Source organism: Nitrospirillum karajorum, assembly GCF_036348415.1.
Lineage (GTDB): Bacteria > Pseudomonadota > Alphaproteobacteria > Azospirillales > Azospirillaceae > Nitrospirillum > Nitrospirillum amazonense_B.
In genome coordinates this window covers 807778-828107 of record NZ_JAZBQB010000001.1, presented here as the reverse complement: position 1 = coordinate 828107, position 20330 = coordinate 807778, and the positions used below count along the sequence as shown (strand labels likewise).

General features: G+C 67.6%; 18 protein-coding genes. 15 read left to right on the top strand and 3 right to left on the bottom strand.

The window, feature by feature from the left end; genetic code table 11:
• The first annotated feature begins 140 nt into the window (after positions 1-140).
• The 3 genes from UCD39_RS03790 (at position 141) to UCD39_RS03780 (ending at position 5173) form a co-directional block, all read left to right on the top strand.
• A complete protein-coding gene (locus UCD39_RS03790) occupies positions 141-1841 on the top strand; it encodes a methyl-accepting chemotaxis protein (RefSeq protein ID WP_330494755.1) in 1701 nt (566 codons plus the stop codon).
• 191 nt (positions 1842-2032) lie between these two features.
• Complete coding sequence (locus tag UCD39_RS03785) at positions 2033-2440, top strand: hypothetical protein (RefSeq protein ID WP_330494754.1); 408 nt, start codon at positions 2033-2035, stop codon at positions 2438-2440.
• A gap of 207 nt (positions 2441-2647) precedes the next feature.
• Positions 2648-5173 (top strand): DUF3141 domain-containing protein, encoded by a 2526-nt coding sequence (locus UCD39_RS03780; protein WP_330494753.1) that lies wholly within the window; start codon positions 2648-2650, stop codon positions 5171-5173.
• A 7-nt stretch (positions 5174-5180) separates the two neighbouring features.
• Here the strand turns inward: UCD39_RS03780 and UCD39_RS03775 are convergent, their stop codons facing one another.
• A complete protein-coding gene (locus UCD39_RS03775) occupies positions 5181-6059 on the bottom strand; it encodes a hydrogen peroxide-inducible genes activator (RefSeq protein WP_330494752.1) in 879 nt (292 codons plus the stop codon).
• Positions 6060-6217: 158 nt separating this feature from the next.
• On the opposite strand from UCD39_RS03775, the gene UCD39_RS03770 reads away from it, so the two are divergent.
• The 9 genes from UCD39_RS03770 (at position 6218) to UCD39_RS03735 (ending at position 13090) form a co-directional block, all read left to right on the top strand.
• Positions 6218-7699: a catalase gene (locus UCD39_RS03770; protein WP_330494751.1), complete on the top strand. Its 1482-nt coding sequence runs from the start codon at positions 6218-6220 to the stop codon at positions 7697-7699.
• 521 nt (positions 7700-8220) lie between these two features.
• The gene (locus UCD39_RS03765) at positions 8221-8631 is read left to right on the top strand and encodes a LysE family translocator (protein ID WP_330494750.1); all 411 of its coding nucleotides are present in this window, start codon (positions 8221-8223) and stop codon (positions 8629-8631) included.
• Between the two features lie 38 nt (positions 8632-8669).
• Complete coding sequence (locus UCD39_RS03760; RefSeq protein ID WP_330494749.1) at positions 8670-8909, top strand: hypothetical protein; 240 nt, start codon at positions 8670-8672, stop codon at positions 8907-8909.
• Between the two features lie 132 nt (positions 8910-9041).
• Positions 9042-9785, top strand: a complete 744-nt coding sequence (hisG, locus tag UCD39_RS03755; protein WP_330494748.1) for an ATP phosphoribosyltransferase — start codon at positions 9042-9044, stop codon at positions 9783-9785.
• Entirely contained in the window at positions 9775-11067 is a 1293-nt protein-coding gene (gene hisD / locus UCD39_RS03750) for a histidinol dehydrogenase (RefSeq protein WP_330494747.1), read from the top strand. The genes hisG and hisD overlap by 11 nt, the downstream gene beginning before the upstream one ends.
• Before the next feature lie 12 nt (positions 11068-11079).
• Positions 11080-11580, top strand: a complete 501-nt coding sequence (locus UCD39_RS03745; RefSeq protein WP_145732515.1) for a UPF0262 family protein — start codon at positions 11080-11082, stop codon at positions 11578-11580.
• A gap of 8 nt (positions 11581-11588) precedes the next feature.
• Complete coding sequence (locus UCD39_RS03740) at positions 11589-12077, top strand: arsenate-mycothiol transferase ArsC (RefSeq protein ID WP_145732513.1); 489 nt, start codon at positions 11589-11591, stop codon at positions 12075-12077.
• Positions 12078-12163: 86 nt separating this feature from the next.
• On the top strand, positions 12164-12685 hold the full coding sequence (locus tag UCD39_RS28425; RefSeq protein WP_442943592.1) for a type VI secretion system amidase effector protein Tae4: 522 nt from the start codon (positions 12164-12166) through the stop codon (positions 12683-12685).
• The gene (locus UCD39_RS03735) at positions 12686-13090 is read left to right on the top strand and encodes a hypothetical protein (protein WP_330494746.1); all 405 of its coding nucleotides are present in this window, start codon (positions 12686-12688) and stop codon (positions 13088-13090) included.
• An 8-nt stretch (positions 13091-13098) separates the two neighbouring features.
• Here the strand turns inward: UCD39_RS03735 and UCD39_RS03730 are convergent, their stop codons facing one another.
• Complete coding sequence (locus UCD39_RS03730) at positions 13099-14025, bottom strand: transporter substrate-binding domain-containing protein (protein WP_330494745.1); 927 nt, start codon at positions 14023-14025, stop codon at positions 13099-13101.
• Between the two features lie 390 nt (positions 14026-14415).
• On the opposite strand from UCD39_RS03730, the gene UCD39_RS03725 reads away from it, so the two are divergent.
• From UCD39_RS03725 to UCD39_RS03715, 3 genes are all read left to right on the top strand, one after another.
• Positions 14416-17670, top strand: a complete 3255-nt coding sequence (locus tag UCD39_RS03725; RefSeq protein WP_330494744.1) for a S41 family peptidase — start codon at positions 14416-14418, stop codon at positions 17668-17670.
• A 103-nt stretch (positions 17671-17773) separates the two neighbouring features.
• Positions 17774-18010, top strand: coding sequence for a type II toxin-antitoxin system Phd/YefM family antitoxin (locus UCD39_RS03720; RefSeq protein WP_330494743.1), 237 nt, complete (start codon positions 17774-17776; stop codon positions 18008-18010).
• Between the two features lie 8 nt (positions 18011-18018).
• Complete coding sequence (locus tag UCD39_RS03715) at positions 18019-18477, top strand: PIN domain-containing protein (RefSeq protein ID WP_330494742.1); 459 nt, start codon at positions 18019-18021, stop codon at positions 18475-18477.
• Here UCD39_RS03715 and ybaL read toward each other — a convergent pair whose 3' ends face one another.
• On the bottom strand, positions 18478-20220 hold the full coding sequence (gene ybaL / locus UCD39_RS03710; RefSeq protein WP_330494741.1) for a YbaL family putative K(+) efflux transporter: 1743 nt from the start codon (positions 20218-20220) through the stop codon (positions 18478-18480).
• Positions 20221-20330 lie beyond the last annotated feature (110 nt).

Sequence of the window (20330 nt, the reverse complement as noted above, 5' to 3'; positions counted from 1 at the left end):
CGTGGCATGGAAGGATGGGGAATTAACCCCTCCTTAACCGGAAAGGTTGAATGAGGGATGGTGGTGGTATGGCCCCTGCCGACGGGCGTCCATGGCCGATCCCAACCCGATTTCAGGACCATCCAGGAAAGGAAGAAATCATGACTGCCTGGCGCAACCTTTCCATCCGCCTCAAAATCCTGACGGCTTTTCTGGTGGTGTTTCTGACGACACTGGGACTGGGCTTGTTCGGTCTCAGCCGGACGGCGGCGGTGAGCGACACCGCCGCCGACATGCGCGACAACTGGCTGCCCTCCACCGCGGCCTTGGGCCGGCTGGGGGTGGCGGTGACCGATGCCCGCGCGGTGGAGGGGCGCCTGGTCATGGCCGCTGTCGCCAATGACGCCGCCCTGCTGAAGGCTGCGGAGGCCCAGTACACCGACGCGGTGGGCCAGGCGGACAAGGCGCGGGCCGATTACCAGCCGCTGGTCACCCTGGGCACGGATGACGAACGCCTGATGAAGGCTTTCGACGACATGTGGGCCCAGTATAAGACGATGGCCGCCCAGGTGGATGACCTGGCCCATAAGGAGGCGGCGGCGAAGGCCCTGCCCCTGTTCCTGGGTGATGAACTCAAGGTCTTCAAGGCCGCGCAGGAAAGCGTCCTGGCCGACACCGACTTCAATCGGATGGAAGGCAAAAAGGCCGCCGATCGTGGCGCCGCCCTGTATGCCACCGCCCTTTGGATGACCTGGGCGGCCATCGCCGCCAGCGCCCTGCTGTGCGCGGGCGCCACCGTGGTGATCGTCGCCGGCGTGGTCCGGCCCATCGCCCGCACCACCGGCGTGGTCGAAACCATGGCCGCCGGCGACCTGGCCGTTGCCATCCCCGATACCGACCGGGGTGATGAGGTGGGAACCCTGGCTCGCGCGCTGCGGGTGTTCCGCGACAGCATGGTCCAGGCCCGCGATCTTGCCCAGGTCCAGGAAATGGAACGTCAAGCCAAGGAACGCCGCGCCCAGGCCCTGGAACATCTGGTCCAGGGATTCGAGGCCAAGGTGGCCCAGTTGGTCAACGCCCTGGCGGGGGCCGCCACGGAGATGGAGGCCACGGCGCAGAGCATGACCAGCACGGCGGAACAGACGAACGCCCAGTCCAGCGCCGTGGCCGCCGCCGCGCAGCAGGCCTCCGCCAACGTCCAGACCGTGGCCTCCGCCACCGATGAGATGGTGGCGACCGTGCAGGAGATCGGCAGCCAGGTGGAAAAGTCCCGCACCATCGCCACCAAGGCGATCCAGGAGGCGACAGAGACCAGCGGCACCGCGCGCCGCCTGGCCGACAGCGCCCACCGGATCGGCGAGATCGTGCAACTCATCAGCGACATCGCCGGCCAGACCAACCTGCTGGCCCTCAACGCCACCATTGAGGCGGCGCGGGCGGGTGAGGCGGGCAAGGGCTTCGCCGTCGTGGCCGGCGAGGTGAAAAGCCTGGCCAACCAGACCGCCAAGGCGACGGGCGACATCGAAAGCCAGATTGGCGAAATCCAGGGCCTGACGACCCAGGCCGTGGCCGCCATCGAAAGCGTCAGCCGCACCATCAACCAGATGTCGGACATCGCCATGGCCATCGCCTCCGCCATTGAGGAACAGTCGGCAACCACCTCGGAAATCGCCCGCAGCGTGAATGAGGCCGCCAAGGGGACCGAGGATGTATCCCGCAACATCACGGGTGTGCATCAGGCGGCGGTGGCGACCGGTGCCGCCGCTGGTCAGTTGCAAGAGTCCGCGCGCGACGTGTCGCACCAGGCGGAGGATCTGAACGCCGAGGTTTCGCGGTTCATCACCGGCGTCAAGGCGGCCTGACATCGAACCGCCGAGGGGACGCCGATGCCCGGGATAATCCGGTCCCGGGGGCGGCGCCCTTGCCGGACGTGGCCGCCCCCAAGCCCCGGTTATCGCGGCTTTAATGAACGGCGGGGGTTTCTGCTATGGAATTTTAATGCCCGCCTGGCGGCTCAATGGGGGCCTGAACGACCCTTGCCGGATAGGCCGCCATGTTGGGCTTCAACACCCTGATCGACCTCGTCACCCACGCCACGGCCCAGCGGACCGCGCCGCCCGACGCGCCCGCGCCCCGGGCCGCCGATTGGTCCTTCGCCACGCCCGCCCATCTGCCGGCTGGCGGTTCCGTCATCGTCGACCTTGCCGCCGGCCGGGTGTGGATCAGCGACCCCCGCCGCGCGGGCGACTTCCCCCTGGCGCAGGTGACGGTTCAGCCCGTGCGTCCCGCCGACATCGCCCGGCCGGAGGCGCTGGCCCAAATCGTGGTGTGGGCGGGCGAGCCCGTGCCCTGGCGCTATCGCATCCCCTGCGCCTCGTGGCGGCAGGCCCGCACCGTGGCCGCCGAATTGGCCATCGTGCTGGACGGCGCGACGGCCGGGGACCGTTGCCTCAGCTACTGATCCAGCTACATGACGGTCGGGGTGGTGGGCGACACCTGGACGCCCCGAGCCGGGATAGGCCGCCGGTCGAGACCGCCGGCGGCCTATCCCTTTTGTGCGACGCAAAACCTTCTTCGCGCTCGCGGGAGCGGTTGGCTATACTCCCACCCCGCGGGGTTATTCCGTCGTCCTGGCAGTGGGACGGGAAGGATTGGAGAGGGACAGCCGATGGCTTCTACCGACGCGACCAGCCCTATGGGCCCGTTCCGGGTGCCGGAGGGCTTCCTGGATCCCAGCAATCATTGGCCTTTCCGCCTGTGGCAGGATGGCTTGGCGTACACCATCGACGCCTGCCAGCGCACCGCCTTGGTCATGGATGTGCTGCGCCAGCGCGGCGCCCAGTACCATGAGCACATGGCCCAGACGGCCCCCACGGTGCTGAGCTTCGAGAGCGAGACGGTGCTGGACGGCGCCACCTTGCCCCGGCCGGTGAATTATTCGCTGCAGCGCATTATCCCGCCGGCGGGCGTGGAACTGGATCTGAAGAAGCGCCCCTTCGTCATTGTCGATCCCCGGGCCGGCCATGGCCCCGGCATCGGCGGCTTCAAGTCGGACAGCGAGATCGGCGTGGCCCTGGGCGCCGGCCATCCCTGCTATTTCATCGGCTTCCTGCCGCGGCCCATTCCGGGCCAGACGGTGGAGGATGTGATCGCGGCCGAGGCGGCCTGCCTGGAAAAGGTCATCGAGCTGCACCCGGAGGCCGAGGGCAAGCCGGTGGTTATCGGCAACTGCCAGGCCGGCTGGCAGCTGATGATGACGGCCGCCATCCGCCCCGACCTGTTCGGTCCCATCATCATCGCCGGCACGCCCTTGTCCTTCTGGGCCGGTCAGCGGGGGAAGGACCCCATGCGCTACAGCGGCGGGCTGCTGGGCGGCAGCTGGCTGACGGCGCTTGCCAGTGACCTGGGCGCCGGCCTGTTCGATGGCGCCTGGCTGGTGCAGAACTTCGAGAACCTGAACCCCGCCAACACCCTGGTGGGCAAGCAGTACGCCCTGTGGGACAAGGTCGATACCGAGGCGCCGCGCTATCTGGGCTTCGAGAAGTGGTGGAACGGCCACGTCCTGCTGAACGGCGATGAAATCCAGTACATCGTCGACAAGCTGTTCGTCGGCAACCGCCTGGCCACCGCCGACATCGTCACCAAGGATGGCGTGCGCGTGGACCTGCGGGCCATCCGCTCGCCCATCATCGTCTTCTGCTCCAAGGGCGACAACATCTCGCCGCCACCGCAGGCCCTGGGCTGGATCTGCGACCTGTATGAAAGCGTGGACGACATCCGCTGCCACGGCCAGACCATCGTCTACGCCGTGCATGAGAGCGTGGGCCATCTGGGGATCTTCGTCTCCGCCTCGGTGGCGCGGAAGGAGCATCGGGAGTTCGCGTCCAATATTGATTTCATCGACGTGCTGCCCCCCGGCCTGTACGAGGCGCAAATCCTGCCCGCCGAGGCCGCGCCCTCCGGCAAATCGGGGCAGGAAGGGGACCCCAACGTCCTGCGCTTCGCCGCGCGCAGCATCAACGACGTGGCGGCGCACGTGCAGCCGCTGCCCGACGATGAACGTCGCTTCGCCACCGTGGACCGCCTATCGCGGGTGAATCTGGGCCTGTACCGTGACTTCGTGCAGCCCTGGGTGCGCCAGTTGGTGGGTGAAACCACGGCGGAGGCGCTGCGCAACCTGCACCCCCTGCGCCTCAGCTACGAACTATTCTCCGACACCAACCCCTGGCTGAACGGCGTGCCGGCGCTGGCCGCCGCCGCCCGCCGCGACCGCCGCGCGGTGGGGGAGGAGAATATGTGGCGCCGCATGGAGCAGCACCTGGCGCATCACATGGAAACGGCGCTGGACGTCTACCGCGACCGCCGCGACGCGACGGCGGAGGCGCTGTTCATGGGCCTTTACGGCCACCCCCTGACCCAGGCGCTGTTCGGTCTGGACGCTGACGACGCCCCGCCGCGCAGCCACCCGGGCGAAACGCCGGAACACCGCCGCTTCCTGGCGGAGCAGGGGGCGGAACTGCGCCGCCGTCTGCATGTCGGTGGCCTGCGCGAGGCCGGCATGCGCGCCCTGCTGCATGTCGCCTTGGCCGAGCGCATGGCCGACGCCCGGGGCTTCAACGCCCTGCGGGCTTTACGCGATACCCACGGCCGTGGGCTGGAGCTGGCGGAGTTCAAGCAACTGGTGCGGGACCAATTCCTGATGTTGCTGCTGGACCCGGCCGCCGCCCTGGAAACCCTGCCGGAACTGCTGGCCGGCGCCACGGCGGAGGAGATCCACGCCTTGTCGGACACCCTGGTGGCGGTGGCCAATGCCGCCGGTGCCCTGGACACGCGCGGCCAGGAACGGCTGGACAGCATCGTGGCCCTGTTCCGCGATGTCGCGGCCAAGAAGGCGCCCGGCGGCGCGGTGTCCCAGCCAACGCCCGCGCCGGATGAGGCGCCGAAGCCGGCCACGGCCAAGGTGCGCCGCGCCAAGGCGGCCCCCACCCCCAGCGAGCCACCGCCGGCCGAGACGTCGGTTATCAGCGAAGCGCCCACCAGCCCGCCGGTGGACGGGACGGCGGAACCCGAGCCCGGCCCCGTCGCCACCGCACCCGTCACCGCCCCCACTGCCGCTGGCCCCGTTGGCACTGCCCCGGCGAGCGTACCCAAGCGTGCGCCCGCCCCCCGTCGCGCCACGGTGCCGCGGCGCTGATATAGGGTCAAGCGGTCACCGCCTTCACCAATCCGGCCAGCGCGTCCAGCGCCGGCTGGCGGGTGAAGGTGGCGCGGCTGACCAGGCGGATCAGCCGCCCCGCCGCCGCACCGGCCAGGGGGCGAAAGACCACGTCCTGGCGGCTGGCGTGAACCTGGGCCGCCAGCGCCGGCACCAGCGTCGTGCCATAGCCGGCGGCCACCATGTTCAACAAAGTTTCCAGGCTGGTGGCGCGCAGGGACCATCCGCCGGGATCGGGCCGGGCGCACGCCGCCAGGGCCTGCTCGCGCAGGCAATGGCCGTCGGCCAGCACCAGCAGGTCGGCCGCCAGGGCCGCCTCGTCCACCGCTTCGCCGCTTTCCGCGAGCGCGTGGTCGGGGGGCAGGGCGGCCAGGAATCCTTCCTGGAACAGCGGCCGCTCCGCCAGATCGTCACCTGCCACGGGCGTCGCGATCAGGGCGGCGTCCAGTTGGCGGCGACGCAGCCGTTCCACCACCGCGTCGGTGGTGTCCTCCCACAATTCCAGGGTCAGGGCCGGACAGCGTTGGCGTAGGGGCGCGAAGATCCGGGGCATGAGATAGGGGCCCAGGGTGGGGATGACGCCCAGGGTCAGGGGCCCGGCCAGGGGGTCGCGGGCGCCCGCCAGCGCCACGATGGCGTCCGCCTCCGCCACCGCGCGGGCGGCATGGACCAGCACCTCCTCGCCCAAGGGGGTCGGCGCTACCCATTTGTTGGTGCGCTCGAACAGGGGCGCGCCCAGCCGCGCCTCCAGCTTGGCCACTTGGCTGCTCAATGTCGGCTGGCTGACGTGGCAGGCGGCGGCGGCCCGGCCGAAATGACGGTGCTGGGCCACCGCCAGCAGATATCGCAGATCACGCAGGTTCATGGGGCGCCCTTCGCCTCGTGTCATAGGCCCGTTGATATATGTGACCTATCGTCACGATTTGAACAATCGATTTTACCAATGGGTGTGAACAGCCTAGCTTTGCGGTGTCGGGCGCCGCGGGTGCCCCCAAACCAATGAGACGACGAGGGACCTTCGCCATGACCCAGCAGCCGCCCCGCATGACCACCACGGCCGGCGCCCCCATCGCCGACAACCAGAACAGCCTGACCGCCGGCCCGCGCGGCCCCGTCCTGATGCAGGACTATCAGCTGATGGAAAAGCTGGCGCACCAGAACCGCGAGCGCATTCCCGAGCGCGTGGTGCATGCCAAGGGCTGGGGCGCCTTCGGCACCCTGACCGTGACCCATGACATCACCCGTTATACCCGGGCCAAGCTGTTCGGCGCCGTGGGCAAGAAGACCGACCTGCTGATCCGCTTCTCCACCGTCGCCGGTGAACTGGGTGCCGCGGATGCCGAGCGGGATGTGCGCGGCTTCGCCGTCAAGTTCTATACCGAGGAAGGCAACTGGGACGTGGTCGGCAACAACACGCCGGTCTTCTTCATCCGCGACCCGCTGAAGTTCCCCGACTTCATCCACACGCAGAAGCGCCATCCCCGCACGAACCTGCGCAGCCCCACGGCCATGTGGGACTTCTGGTCCCTGTCGCCGGAAAGCCTGCACCAGGTCACCATCCTGATGTCGGACCGTGGGCTGCCGCCCAGCCCGCGCTTCATGAACGGCTACGGCAGCCATACCTACAGCTTTTGGAACGACCAGGGCGAACGCTTCTGGGTGAAGTTCCACTTCAAGACCCAGCAGGGCCACAAGCACCTGACCAATGACGAGGCGGCCCAGGTGGTGGGCCGGTCGCGCGAAAGCTATCAGGAGGACCTGTTCGGCAGCATCGAGGCGGGTGACTTCCCGCGCTGGACCCTGCAGATCCAGGTGATGCCCGAGGCCGATGCCGACAAGACGCCCTACAATCCCTTCGACCTGACGAAGGTATGGCCGCATGGCGACTATCCGCTGATCGACGTCGGCGTGGTGGAGCTGAACCGCAACCCGGACAACTACTTCGCGGAGATCGAGCAGGCGGCGTTCAGCCCGTCCAACGTCGTGCCGGGCATCGGCCACAGCCCGGACAAGATGCTGCAGGCCCGCATCTTCTCCTACGCCGACGCCCACCGCTACCGCCTGGGCACGCATTACGAGGCGCTGCCGGTGAACCAGCCGAAGTGTCCGGTGCACCACTATCACAAGGACGGGGCCATGCGCTTCTTCCGCAACGACACCGGCAACCCCGACGCCTATTACGAGCCCAACAGCCTGGGCGGCCCGGCCCAGGACCCCAGCGTCGCCGAACCGCCCCTGCGCCTGTCGGGTGAGGTCGGCCGCCATGACCACCGTGAGGGCAATGACGATTACAGCCAGCCCCGTGCCCTGTTCAGCCTGATGGACCAGGGCCAGAAGCACCGGTTGTTCGCCAACATCGCCGCCGCCATGCAGGGGGTGCCCGACACCATCGTGGAGCGTCAGCTGGGCCACTTCGCCCAGGTCCACCCCGATTACGCCGAGGGCGTGCGGCGGGCCTTGGCCCAGGCGGCCGATGCCGACCGCCCGGAAACCGCCATCCCGTGACGGGACATCCTGTGATTTAGCCATCCCCCACCCTGGAGCCCGTCCCCCAAACCGGCCCTTCCCCGTACGTCCCCTTACCGGGAACTGGCCTTGGCACCAGGGAGCCTGGTGACCGGGTGTGCCCTGAAAGCCACCCGGTCGCCTTTTTCTTTAACCAAACCGCACTTTATAGATTGTGAATTGATGGGCTGCCGGCTTAGCCTCCAGCCCATCACAACAAATGGTCATATTCCGATGCGCCTCGTCCCCCAATTTAGCCAGCAAACCGCTGTGCCGGTTGGGGCGGGGCTTTGTCTGTTTATGGCAGGGGTATTGGGGGACAACGGCTAAACGCCGCCACCAACGCACCCGATAACAGGCCCCGCGAGCACCGCCCGCGGGGCTTTTTTGTATTTCCGACTCCCCAATCCCGCCGATGCCGTCGCCCGTCCCCCATCGTCCGTTCTGGGGGGGCGATGGACTCACCGCCTGGCATTTCCAGTGTGGCGCGGGAACGACCTTTTAAAATTGGGATGGTTCTCATGGATCTGGACACGCTGATCACCATCGCGCCCAACCTGTTCCTACCGGCCGCCTTCGCCGGCGTCTTCCTCAAGGCCATGCTGTTGGGCCTGGGCGTGGCCGCCCCGGTGGGCCCCATGGCCTTCCTGTGCATGCGGCGCACCTTGGCCGGCGGCTGGCGCCTGGGCTTGGCAACCGGGGTGGGCATCGCCAGCGGCGACGGGGTCTATGCCGGTGTCGCCGCCCTGGGGCTGACGGAGGTATCGGCCTTCGTGGCCGACCATGGCCGGCCCCTGCACCTGGCGGCCGGCCTGTTCCTTGCCTGGCTGGCGGTTGCCGCGCTGCGCCTGAAGCCGCCGGCCGCTGACAGCCGGCCGGTGGTGAGCGCCCCCTGTCCGTATCCCGGGCCTGGGGTTCCGCCTTCCTGCTGACCCTGACCAACCCGCCCACCATCATCGTCTTCGCCGCCATGCTCACCGCCGTCGTCCCCCCGGCCGCCCTGGCGGGCGCCGACATGGCCCGGCTGCGCATCACCACCACAGTCGCCGGCGTGGCGGCCGGATCGATGCTGTGGTGGGCCATCCTGGTCGCCGGGGTGGGAACTCTGCACGGCATGATGGCGCCCCGCCTGGCCCGCGCCCTGGACATCACCACCGGCCTGGCCTTCCTGGCGTTCGCGGGGCTGGAGCTGTGGCGGGCGGCGCTATGACCGCCGGGGCGGCGCCTCCCGCAAACGGGCAGGTCTGCCCTCCATCCCAGGGCGTTGGCGGGGGCGGATGATCTGCTATTCTGCGGCCCTCCGGACCCGGAATGGGGTTCGTCCATCGGAGCCCGCGTTTACATGCCTGCCGCCGCGCCGCCCTCATCCGTCCCGCTGTCCCCGGCTTCCCCGTCCGGGCACGCGCATAGGGCTGCCGTCTCCGGCGCGCCGGAGCGGCTGACCCTGGCCCTGCCCAAGGGCCGCATCCTGGATGAGGTGCGGCCTCTGTTGGAAGCCGTGGGGTTGAGGCCCGAGGCGGCCTTCGATGACCCCAAGAGCCGGGCGCTGCGCTTCGCCACCAACCTGCCGCATGTCGAGATCATCCGGGTGCGCAGCTTCGACGTCGCCACCTTCGTCGCCTTCGGCGCCGCCCAGATGGGCGTGTGCGGCAACGATGTGCTGATGGAATTCGACTACCCCGAAATCTACGCGCCCTTGGACCTGGGCATCGGCCATTGCCGCCTGGCCGTGGCCGAGCCGGTGGCCGAGGCGCAGGGCGACGACCCCTCGCGCTGGAGCCATGTGCGCGTCGCCACCAAATATCCCGAGGTCACCCGCCGCCACTTCGCCCGCCGCGGCGTGCAGGCCGAATGCATCAAGCTGAACGGCGCCATGGAGCTGGCGCCCAGCCTGGGCCTGTGCCAGCGCATTGTCGACCTGGTGTCCAGCGGCGCCACGCTGAAGGCCAATGGCCTGGTGGAGATCGAGCATATTGCCGACGTGACCTCGCGCCTTATCGTCAATCGCGCCGCGTTCAAGACGCGCCACCCCGAGGTCCAGGATTGGATCAACCGTTTCACGGAGGTTGTCAGCCATGCCGCGTGACCTGCGCACCACCGATGCCGGCTTCGAGGCGGACTTCGACCGGCTGCTGCATGCCAAGCGGGAATCCCAGAGCGACGTGGCCGACGCCGTGGCCGAGGTGCTGCGCGACGTGCGCCTGCATGGCGATGAGGCGCTGATCAAATACACCAGCCGTTGGGACCAACTGGACCTGACGCCCGACCGGCTGCGCATCGCCGAGTGTGAGATCGAGGCCGCAATGGCCGCCTGCGATCCCGAGGTGATCGAGGCGCTGACGGTCGCCGCCACCCGTATCGAGGCCTTCCACCGCCGTCAGACGCCAGACACCTACGATTACGTGGACGACGCGGGCGTGCGCCTGGGCGCGCGCTGGACGCCGCTGTCGGCCGTGGGTTTGTACGTGCCCGGCGGTTTGGCCTCCTACCCCAGTTCAGTCCTGATGAACGCCATTCCGGCCAAGGTGGCGGGCGTGCCGCGCCTGGCCATGGTGGTGCCGACGCCGGAGGGGGCGCTGTCGCCTCTGGTGCTGGCCGCCGCCCGCATCGCCGGGGTGGATGAGATCTACCGCGTGGGTGGCGCGCAGGCGGTGGCGGCCCTGGCCTACGGCACGGCCACCATACGCCCGGTGGACAAGATCGTGGGACCCGGCAACGCCTATGTCGCCGCCGCCAAGCGCCAGGTGTTCGGTACCGTGGGCATCGACATGATCGCCGGTCCGTCCGAAATCCTGGTGGTGGCCGACGGCGCCAATGACCCCAGCTGGATCGCGGCCGACCTCTTGTCGCAGGCGGAGCATGACAGCAGCGCCCAGTCTATCCTGATCAGCGATGACGCCGCCTTCATCCAGGCGGTGCGGGCGGCGGTGGACACCCACCTGAAGACGCTGCCCCGCGCTGTCATCGCCGGCGCCAGCTGGCGCAACAACGGCGCCACCATCTTGGTGCGCGACCTGGATGAGGCGGTGGCCCTGGTCGACCGCCTGGCGCCGGAACACCTGGAACTGGCCGTCGCCGATCCAGACGCCCTTGCGGCCAAGGTCACCCACGCCGGCGCCATCTTCCTGGGCCGCTACACGCCCGAGGCCATCGGCGATTATATCGCCGGCCCCAACCATGTGCTGCCCACGGCCCGCAGCGCCCGCTTCTCCTCCGGCCTGAACGTGCTGGACTTCATGAAGCGCACCACGCTGGTGGGTTGCGATGCCGCCAGCCTGGGCCGCCTGGGGCCCCAGGCGGCCATCCTGGCGGATGCCGAGGGCCTGGGCGCCCACGCGCTGTCGGTCCGCGTTCGGTTGGGCCGCTGAGGGGGCGCCCGGATGTCCGACGCCAAGCCTCCGGATGATGGCCGCCAGCGCATCGTCCACGTCCAGCTGGTGGAGCAGACGGCCATCCGCCGCCGGCCGGAGGTGGAGCATGAGCGCGCGGTGGCCCTGTTCGACCTGGTGGAGGAGAACCAGCAGTTCCAGCTGGTGGACCATCCGGACGCCGGCCCCTATCGCCTGTACCTGTCCATCGAGGACAACCGCATGGTCTTCGACCTGCGGGACGAAGGGGATGCGGAGGTTGATCGCATCACCCTGCCACTGACCCCGCTGCGCACGGTCATCCGCGACTATTTCCTGATCTGCGAGGGCTATTACAAGGCCATCAAGACCGCCAGCCCCTCGCAGATCGAGGCCATCGACATGGGGCGGCGGGGCCTGCACAACGAAGGCTCCGACCTGCTTCGTGAGCGGCTGGCCGCCAAGGTGACCATGGACCATGGCACCGCCCGCCGCCTGTTCACCCTCATCTGCGTCCTGCATATCCGGGGCTGAGGGCGGCAATGGCGGATACCCCGGATCCTTTCGCCGCCTTCGCCCCCGCCGTGCACCCGGCCCAGATCACCAGCGTCCTGTTCGCCTGCACCCACAATTCCATTCGGTCGCCCATGGCGGCCGCCCTGCTGCGCCACCTGCACGGCCATCGCCTCTATGTCGACAGCGCCGGCGTGCGCGAGGGCGACCCCGACCCCTTCGCCGCCGCGGTGATGGAGGAAATGGGCATCGACATCAGCCGCCACCGCGCCAAGACCTTCGACCAGCTGGAGGACACCAGCTTCGACCTGGTGGTGTCGCTGTCGCCCGAGGCGCAGCACCGCGCGGTGGAGATGACCCGCACCACGGCCTGTGACGTGGAATTCTGGCACACCTTCGACCCCAGCTTCATCGAAGGCAACCGCGAAACCCGCCTGGCCGCCTACCGCCAGGTGCGCGACAGCCTGCTGGCCCGCATCAAGCAGCGCTTTCCGCTGGGGCCTGTGCCGGTGTTATAGCCCATCCGGTGGCGCTTGATGCCGTCGTTTCTCGGCCTAGTTTCGTAACGGCGAGAGCCAATGCGGCTTCGTTTTTCTTGCAAGTGATGGAGAAACGATTGAAGCCAAGCTTTGACCGTATGTGGGCGAACTTCCCTGATCACAGCACTTACCCCACGTTACGGGATTTATACACGTGGCTTGGTGGGGCGGCGGAAAAAAATATTCAGAGTGAAGGGTTCGGACAAAACGGGAATACATGCGCCTCTCGAATGAGCGTTGCTCTAAACAAGTCTGGAGCCCCAATCGTCGGAAATATGCCCGGTGTCCGAACAATTGGTGCGGCTGATGGTTCTCGAATTATATTCGCTGTGGCGGATATGAGGACTTATCTTGCTCACACGTTAGGGAAGCCAGACATAGACAACACAAGCCCGTTTGATGATAAATTCAAAAATAAGAAGGGTATACTTGCGTTCAGCGTAAACTGGACTGGCGCATCAGGTCATATCGCACTTTGGAATGGCGCTACATATCGTGAGCCAGCGCACGACAACTTCGCAACCTATGTCCATCCAGTTATCTCAAGTATTAGAACGTCAAGGGGTGAATTTTGGGAGTTGATATAAATGAATATGAAATTTTTGTGCGTTCTCATGGGAGTTGTTAGCTTTTTCGCCGCCGGTTCCATTGCCCTTGCTGCAGGCCGCAGCGCGATACAGCGGGATGTTGAAAGCTACGCCATCGCCGTTTGCTTCGCGTCTCAGGAGGATCAACCTTACCTGAAGGACCAGGGGTATGCCTGGGCGGAGGTCATCGTCCAGGGGCGCGGGCGGGGACCAGAGTCATTGGAGCCCTTGCGGGCAGCCGTAAAGAAGGTGTTGGCCAAGGGCCATGTGCCGGTGGGATTTGACGAGGCTCATCCCATGGAAGGCAAGGCGCTTCCCGTGCTCTATTGCGGCGAGATCATCGACAATCCGACCGTGCGCGCCGCCATTACCGAGGTTGTGGCCAAGATCGCCAAGAGTCGCTGATTTTCAGCTCACCGTCCGTCCCGCCCATACCAGAACTTGTCCGGCAGGGCGGCCATCTCCGGCGACAGCAGCGGGTTGGGGATGTCGATGCGGCGGCGGGTGTCCAGGTGGGCCTCGGTCAGCATCTGGCGGATGTAGGGGCTGTTGTTGAAGTATTTGAGGTAAGACCCGTCCTCATAGGCTTTCAGCAGGCCCTGTTCGATCACCGACGCCAGGGCCTCGTTGGCCTTGCTGGTGTAGAAAAAGCTGTCGAAGGGATAGACCAGGACCAGGTCCTGCTCCACCGCCAGATCGGGCACCTCGGGTGCGCGCTGAGCCACCTCGGCGAAGATCTCGTTGGCGCCGCGGGGGAAATAGTCGATGCGGTTCAGGCCGACCAGGCGGAACAGCAGGTCATAGCGAAAGGCCTCCACCGGCAATCCCGCCGCCTGCAGGATGTCCACGTCCGGCCAGCCCAGGGCCTGGCCCGCCGTCAGCGCCTTCAGGTCTTCCAGACCCCGGACGGTGGAGAACCGGGCCTGCGCCGCCCTGTTGATGATGAACAGGCGATAGCCCAGGACGCCGCGGTAGATCGGGATGCGGATGGGCCGCAACTCCCGCTCCAGCCGGGCGGACATGCCGTTCCACAGCAGCGTGATCTCCCGCCCCTGTTGCAGGGCGACGGCGGCGCGTGCCTGCTCCATGGCCAGGGCGCTGGGGCGGATGGTGTAATGGGCGCCCATCTTGTCCAGCGCCAGGCGCAGCAATCCCAAGGGGTAGTCGTCACGCGGGTCGGTGGCGTTCTCCGTGGCGCGGGGATAGACGATGGTGAAGAAGGCGGGGGCGTCGGCCGGCTGTGGCCCGCTGGCCAGGGCCCGGCCTGGCGACGCCACCAGTCCCCCCACCACCAGTCCCCCCACCATCAGGGCCCCTACTGTCAGAGCCCTGCGCAACACGGCCCCGGGCCACCGTTTCCAGCCCATCGCTTTTCCCCCCTGGCCCATGGGACCGGGTTCCGGTCCTGGTGCCGGCGCGGATTCTGCCATCCCGGACAGCATTTCCCACCGGGAATCGACGGCGCGACATCGATTTGAGAAAGGATCGGGGGCAGCCGTCCAGGGTGCGACCGTCGGCCCAGTCTTGCCGGTCATCAAGGCCGTTCAAGGCTGTAGCGGGCGGCTGCACGGTATGGAACAATCAGCCCAAGTCTTTTCACAACTCGGCGGTGTCTGATGCGTTGGCTTGGCGTGGCGCTCGCGTGCCTTTTGGTTTCCGGTTCCGTCCTATCCTCTGGGGCCACGGCCCAGGTCAAACCGCCCGAATCAAAATCCGCCCCGGCGCCATTGATGCTGCAGCATCCCAGCCTGTCGGCCAGCCTGATCGCCTTCGACTATGGCGGACAGATCTGGACCGTGCCGCGGGCGGGCGGCCAGGCGACGCTTCTGGTGGCGGGGCAGGGGCAGAACAGCGGCCCCGTCTTCTCCCCCGACGGCAGCCTGGTGGCCTACACCGGCACCTATGACGGCAACACCGACGTCTATGTCGTGCCCGCCACCGGCGGCCAGCCGCAGCGCCTGACCTGGCATCCGGGCCGCGACGTGGTGGTGGGCTGGACGCCGGATGGCAAGAACGTGCTGTTCCGCACCCTGCGCACCACGCCGCGCGACCTGGAACAGCTCTACACCATTCCGGTCGGCGGTGGGGTACCGGTGCAGCTGCCGCTGCCCTCCGGTTTCCAGGCCAGTTATTCGGCGGACGGCGCCCGCCTGGCCTATGTCCCGTTCTCGCAGTGGCAGCCGGCGTGGAAGCATTACCGTGGCGGCCAAACCTCGCGCGTCTGGATCGCGGCGTTGAGCGACAGCAGCGTGATCAAGATCCCGCGCGACAACTCCAACGACCGCAACCCGATCTGGGTGGGCGACACCGTCTATTTCCTGTCGGACCGTGACGGGCCCGTGGCCCTCTACGCCTACGACGTCAAGACGGCCAAGGTCTCGTCCGTCGTCCGCAATGAGAAGGGCTTCGATATCCAGTCGGCGGCGGCCGGCCCCGGCGGCATCGTCTATGACCAGTTCGGCAGCCTGAACCTGTACGACACCGCGACGCATCAGACGCGTGCGGTGCCGGTGACCATCTCCGGGGAACTGCCGCAGACCCGGGCGCACCTGGAAACCCTGGACCCGGATCAGATCCTGCACGCCGCACTCTCCCCCACCGGCAAGCGCGTGCTGTTTGAGACGCATGGCGAGATTCTGTCGGTGCCGGCGGAAAAGGGCGACGTGCGCAACCTGACGCAAAGCCCCGGCGTGGCCGACCGCGACCCGGCCTGGTCGCCGGACGGCAAGACGGTGGCCTGGTTCTCCGACGAAGGGGGGGAATACGCCCTGCACCTGCGGTCGTCGGACGGGCAGGGGCCGGTGAAGGTGATCAGCCTGGGCCAGCCGCCCAGCTATTTCTACAGCCCGGTCTGGGCGCCCGACAGCAAGAAGATCGCCTATACGGATAAGCGGCTGAACCTGTGGGTGATCGACGTGGAGCACCCCGGTGACCACCCCACCCCGGTGAAGGTGGACACCGACCGCTATGACAGTCCCACCAGCCAGCTGAGCCCGGCCTGGTCGCCGGACAGCCGCTGGATCGCCTATTCCAAGCAATTGCCCAACCATCTGCACGGCATCTTCGTCTACAACCTGGCCGACAAGAAGACGCAGATGGTGACGGACGGGCGCAGCAACGCCATGTCGCCGCGCTTCGACCGGGGCGGCAAGTACCTGTATTTCGTGTCGTTCACCGACAACGGCCTGGACCAGGGCTGGCTGGACATGTCCAGCATGGGCCGCGCCACCAATGGCCGTGTCTATGTCATGGTGCTGCGCCGCGACCTGCCGTCGCCCCTGGCGCCCGAGAGCGATGAGGAGCCGGCGGCCGACAAGAAGGATGACGGCAAAAAGGACGGGGATAAGAAGGACGGCGATAAGAAGGGTGAAGGCAAGAAGGGCGCGGAGGTCCGCATCGACTTCGCCGGCCTGGAGCAGCGCACCCTGGCCCTGCCTATCCCGCGCGTGAACCTGGCGGGCCTCGACGTGGGGGCGGAGGGCGTCATCTTCGCCAGCGCCGGCCCCGTCGCCCTGACGGACGAGGATTACCTGGAGGGCGGCGAGAACGGCCCGCCCAGCCTGGAGGTCGCCCGTTTCGACCTGAAGACACGCAAGACCGACAAGTTCCTGGACAGCGTGGACCCCGGCAGCTTCTTCGTCTCGGCCGACGGACAGAAGGTGCTGTACGCCCAGCACGGCCGGTGGTTCGTGAACGGGGCCGACAAGGCGCCGGAGGCGGGAGCCGGGGCCCTGAAGCTGGACGATATGCAGGTGTGGGTGGACCCGCGTGCCGAGTGGCGGCAGATGTATCATGAGGCTTGGCGCATCGAGCGTGACTTCCTCTACGACCCCAAGGCCCAGGGCCTGGACTTGGCCAAGGCTGAGCGGGTCTACGCCCCCTTCCTGGAAGCGCTGGCCGGCCGCGTGGATCTGAACACCCTGTTCGCCGAGATGACCGGCCATATCGGCCTGGGCCACACCTTCGTGGGCGGCGGCACCTTCCCCAAGCAGGACAAGGTCAGCGTCGGCCTGCTGGGCGCCGACTACAAGGTGGTGGGCAACCGCTATCAATTCGCCCGCATCCTGGAGGGCGAGAACTGGACGCCAGGCGCGCGCGCACCCCTGACCCAGCCGGGCGTGAACGTCGCCGTGGGCGACTATCTGCTGGCGGTCAACGGCAACGAGGTGAAGGCGGATCAGGAGGTCTACCGCTATTTCCTGGGCACGGCCGGCAAGCAGACCGTGCTGACCGTGGGCCCCAAGGCCGACGGCGGCGGCTCGCGCCAGGTGACGGTGGTGCCCCTGGCCTCGGAGGCCAAGCTGCGGCTGCACACCTGGATGGAGGAAAACCGGCGCAAGGTCGACGAACTGTCCGGTGGGCGCCTGGCCTACGTCTACCTGCCGGACACGGCGGCCGGCGGCTTCGCCAACTTCAACCGCTACTACTACTCCCAGGTGGGCAAGCAGGGCGCCATCATCGATGAGCGCTTCAACCACGGCGGCCAGATCGCGGACTTCATTGTCGAGCAGATGAAGAAGACACCGCAGATGATCAACACCACCCGCGAGGGTGAGGACATGGTGGAGCCCGCCCAGGCCATCTATGGCCCAAAGGTCATGATCATCAACCAGATGTCGGGATCGGGCGGCGACGCCTTGCCCTGGCTGTTCCGCAAGGCGCAACTGGGCACGCTGGTGGGCGTGCGCACCTGGGGCGGCCTGGTCGGCATCGGCGGCTATCCCCCGCTGATGGACGGCGGTTCCATCACCGCCCCGCGCTGGGCGATCTACGGCACCCATGGCGAGTGGGAGGTGGAGAACATCGGCATCCCGCCGGATGTGGAGGTGGAGCAGGACCCCGCCCTGATCCGCCAGGGCCACGACCCGCAACTGGAAAAGGCGGTGGCCGTGGCGCTGGAGCAACTGGCCAAGAACCCGCCGCCGACCTTCAAGCGGCCTGCCTATCCGGACCGCAAGCCGGTGCTGCCGGACCCGGCACGCTGAGGTCGCCGTGGGGATGTAGGTATGTACCTACATCCCCACTTGATTGTATCCGGTCCCAGCGGCATCCTGGGGGCGAGGCGAATTCTATCCAGGGGATTGAGCCATGACCCGCATTGTCTCGGCCCGCGATGCCAATCAACAATTCTCCGACATTCTGGGCGAGGCGGCAAACGGGGGAACTGTGATCATAACCCGCCGGGGCGCGCCGGTTGCCAAGCTGGTGCCCTATACGGCTCCGGTGGATGATGGCGCCTGGGATAAACTCATGGCGATGCTTGAGGAAGGGCTGCCTCTGGGGGGCGGAGCCTTCAGCCGGGACGACTTGTACGACGACCGCTGAGATTATCCATGCGGTTCACCATCGACACCAACATTCTGGTCTATGCTGCGGACAATCAAGCCGGTGACAGGCACCGCAAGGCGGTGGATGTCTTGACGCGCGCGCATGGACGGGACTGCGTTTTGACCGTTCAGGCTTTGGCGGAATTTTTCCGCACACTGACGGGCCGCCACAAGGTTCCGGCGACCCGGGCCGCGGCCATGGTTCAGTTATGGCGTGACGCACTGCCGGTTGTGGCGGCCGACGACATTTGTTTGGTCGATGCCATGGATGCAGTCGCCTCCCACAACTGGTCATTCTGGGACGCCATGATATGGGCGACCGCCAAGCGGGCGGGGTGCCGCCTGCTGATCACCGAGGATGGACAGGACGGGCGGACCTTGGGCGGAGTTACCCTGGTCAATCCTTTCGCCGATAACCCCACCCCCTTGCTAGCTGCAGCCTTGGGAGGGTGGGGCGCCACTTAACTATACCGCTTCCGCCATCGCCCCGTCCGGCGGGGGTTCCCGGGCCGGCGCGGGGTCGGGGATGCGCAGGCCGTGGGTGTGGGCCAGCATGGCCTGGGCGATCTCCCGCTCCCCCATGATGACCAGGCTGGCACCGTGCTGGCGCAGGTGGTCCACGGCGGCGTCGGTGTGGGCGCGGGCGATGATGTCCAGATGCGGGTTGCGCTTGCGCGCCTGGGCCACCACCTGGCCGGCCTCGAAGCTGTTGGGCACCGCCACGAACAGCCACCGCGCCCCCTCGACATTGGCGGCGGCCAGCACGTCGGGCTGGGCGGCGTTGCCGGCGATGACCTCCTGCCCGCTGGCGCGCAGCTGTTCCAGGATGCCGGTGTCCTCTTCCACCACCAGCACCGGCGTGCCGTCTTGGCGCAGGGCCTCCCCCACCAGCCGGCCGACGCGGCCATAGCCGATGATGATGGCATGCTCCTCCAAGGTGGTGGGCTCAGGTGCCGTGAAGACCTTGACCTTGGCCGGGGCTTCCGCCACCTCGGCCGCTCCCGGCGCCGCGACCTTGCGCTGGCGCAGGGTGGCCACCCGCTGCAGACCGATGAACACCACGGGGTTCAGCAGGATGGACAAGATGGCGCCGGCCAGGATCAGGCTCTGCCCCGTGGGGGGCAGCAGGCCCAGATCGACTCCGAACGCCGCCAGGATGAAGGAGAATTCGCCGATCTGCGCCAGCCCGCCGGCGATGGTCAGCGCTGTCGTCTCGCTGTGGCGGAAGGCCCGGACCAGGGCATAGGCCGCCGCGACCTTGCCCACCAGGATGATGGCCAGGGTGCCCAGCAGGGGCAGGGGATGCTGGATGATGATGTGCCAGTCGAACAGCATGCCGACGGACACGAAGAACAGCACGGCGAAGGCGTCGCGCAGCGGCAGCGATTCCTCCGCCGCCTCATGCGCCAGGGGAGATTCGGCCAGGGTCATGCCGGCGAAGAAGGCGCCCAGGGCGAAGGATACGCCGAACAGTTCGGCGGCGCCGAAGGCCACGCCCAGGGCCACCGCCAGCACCGCCAGGCGGAACAGCTCGCGTGAGCCGGTCTGGGCGACGCGGTGCAGGACCCAGGGGATCAGCCGCCGCCCGCCCACCAGCATCAGGGCCACGAACACCGCCACCTTGCCCAGGGTCACCGCCAGGGTCAGGCCCAACTGCGACATCGACGGCGTGCCCATGCCGCCCAGCAGGTCACCCAGCGCCGGCAACAGCACCAGGGCCAACACCATGGCCATGTCCTCGACCACCAGCCAGCCGATGGCGATCTTGCCACCTTGCGTTTCCATCAGCCGCCGCTCCTGCAGGGTGCGCAGCAGCACCACGGTGCTGGCGACCGACAGGGCCAGGCCGAAGACCAAGCCTGCCCCCAGGCCCCAGCCCATCAGGTGGGCCAGGCCCATGCCCATCAGGGTGGCCACGCCGATCTGCGCCAGGGCGCCCGGTATGGCGATCAGCTTCACCGACATGAGGTCGGAGAGGGAGAAGTGCAGGCCCACCCCGAACATCAGCAGGATGACGCCGATCTCCGCCAGCTGCGGCGCCAGGTGCTGGTCCGCGACGAAGCCGGGCGTGAACGGGCCCAGGATGACCCCCGCCAGCAGATAGCCCACCAGGGGCGAGATGCGCAGGCGTGTGGCAATGGCGCCCAGAACGAAGGCGCAGCCAAGGCCGCCGACGATGGTGGCAATCAGGGGGGTCTCATGCATCATGGGCGGGGGGTGGCCTCCGGGATATGGTTCTGGGGGCGGACGCCCCGGTTGGGGGCAGCCTACCAGGACGGGCCCTCCGGTCCCACCCCGCAGCGGGCCAAATCCGCACG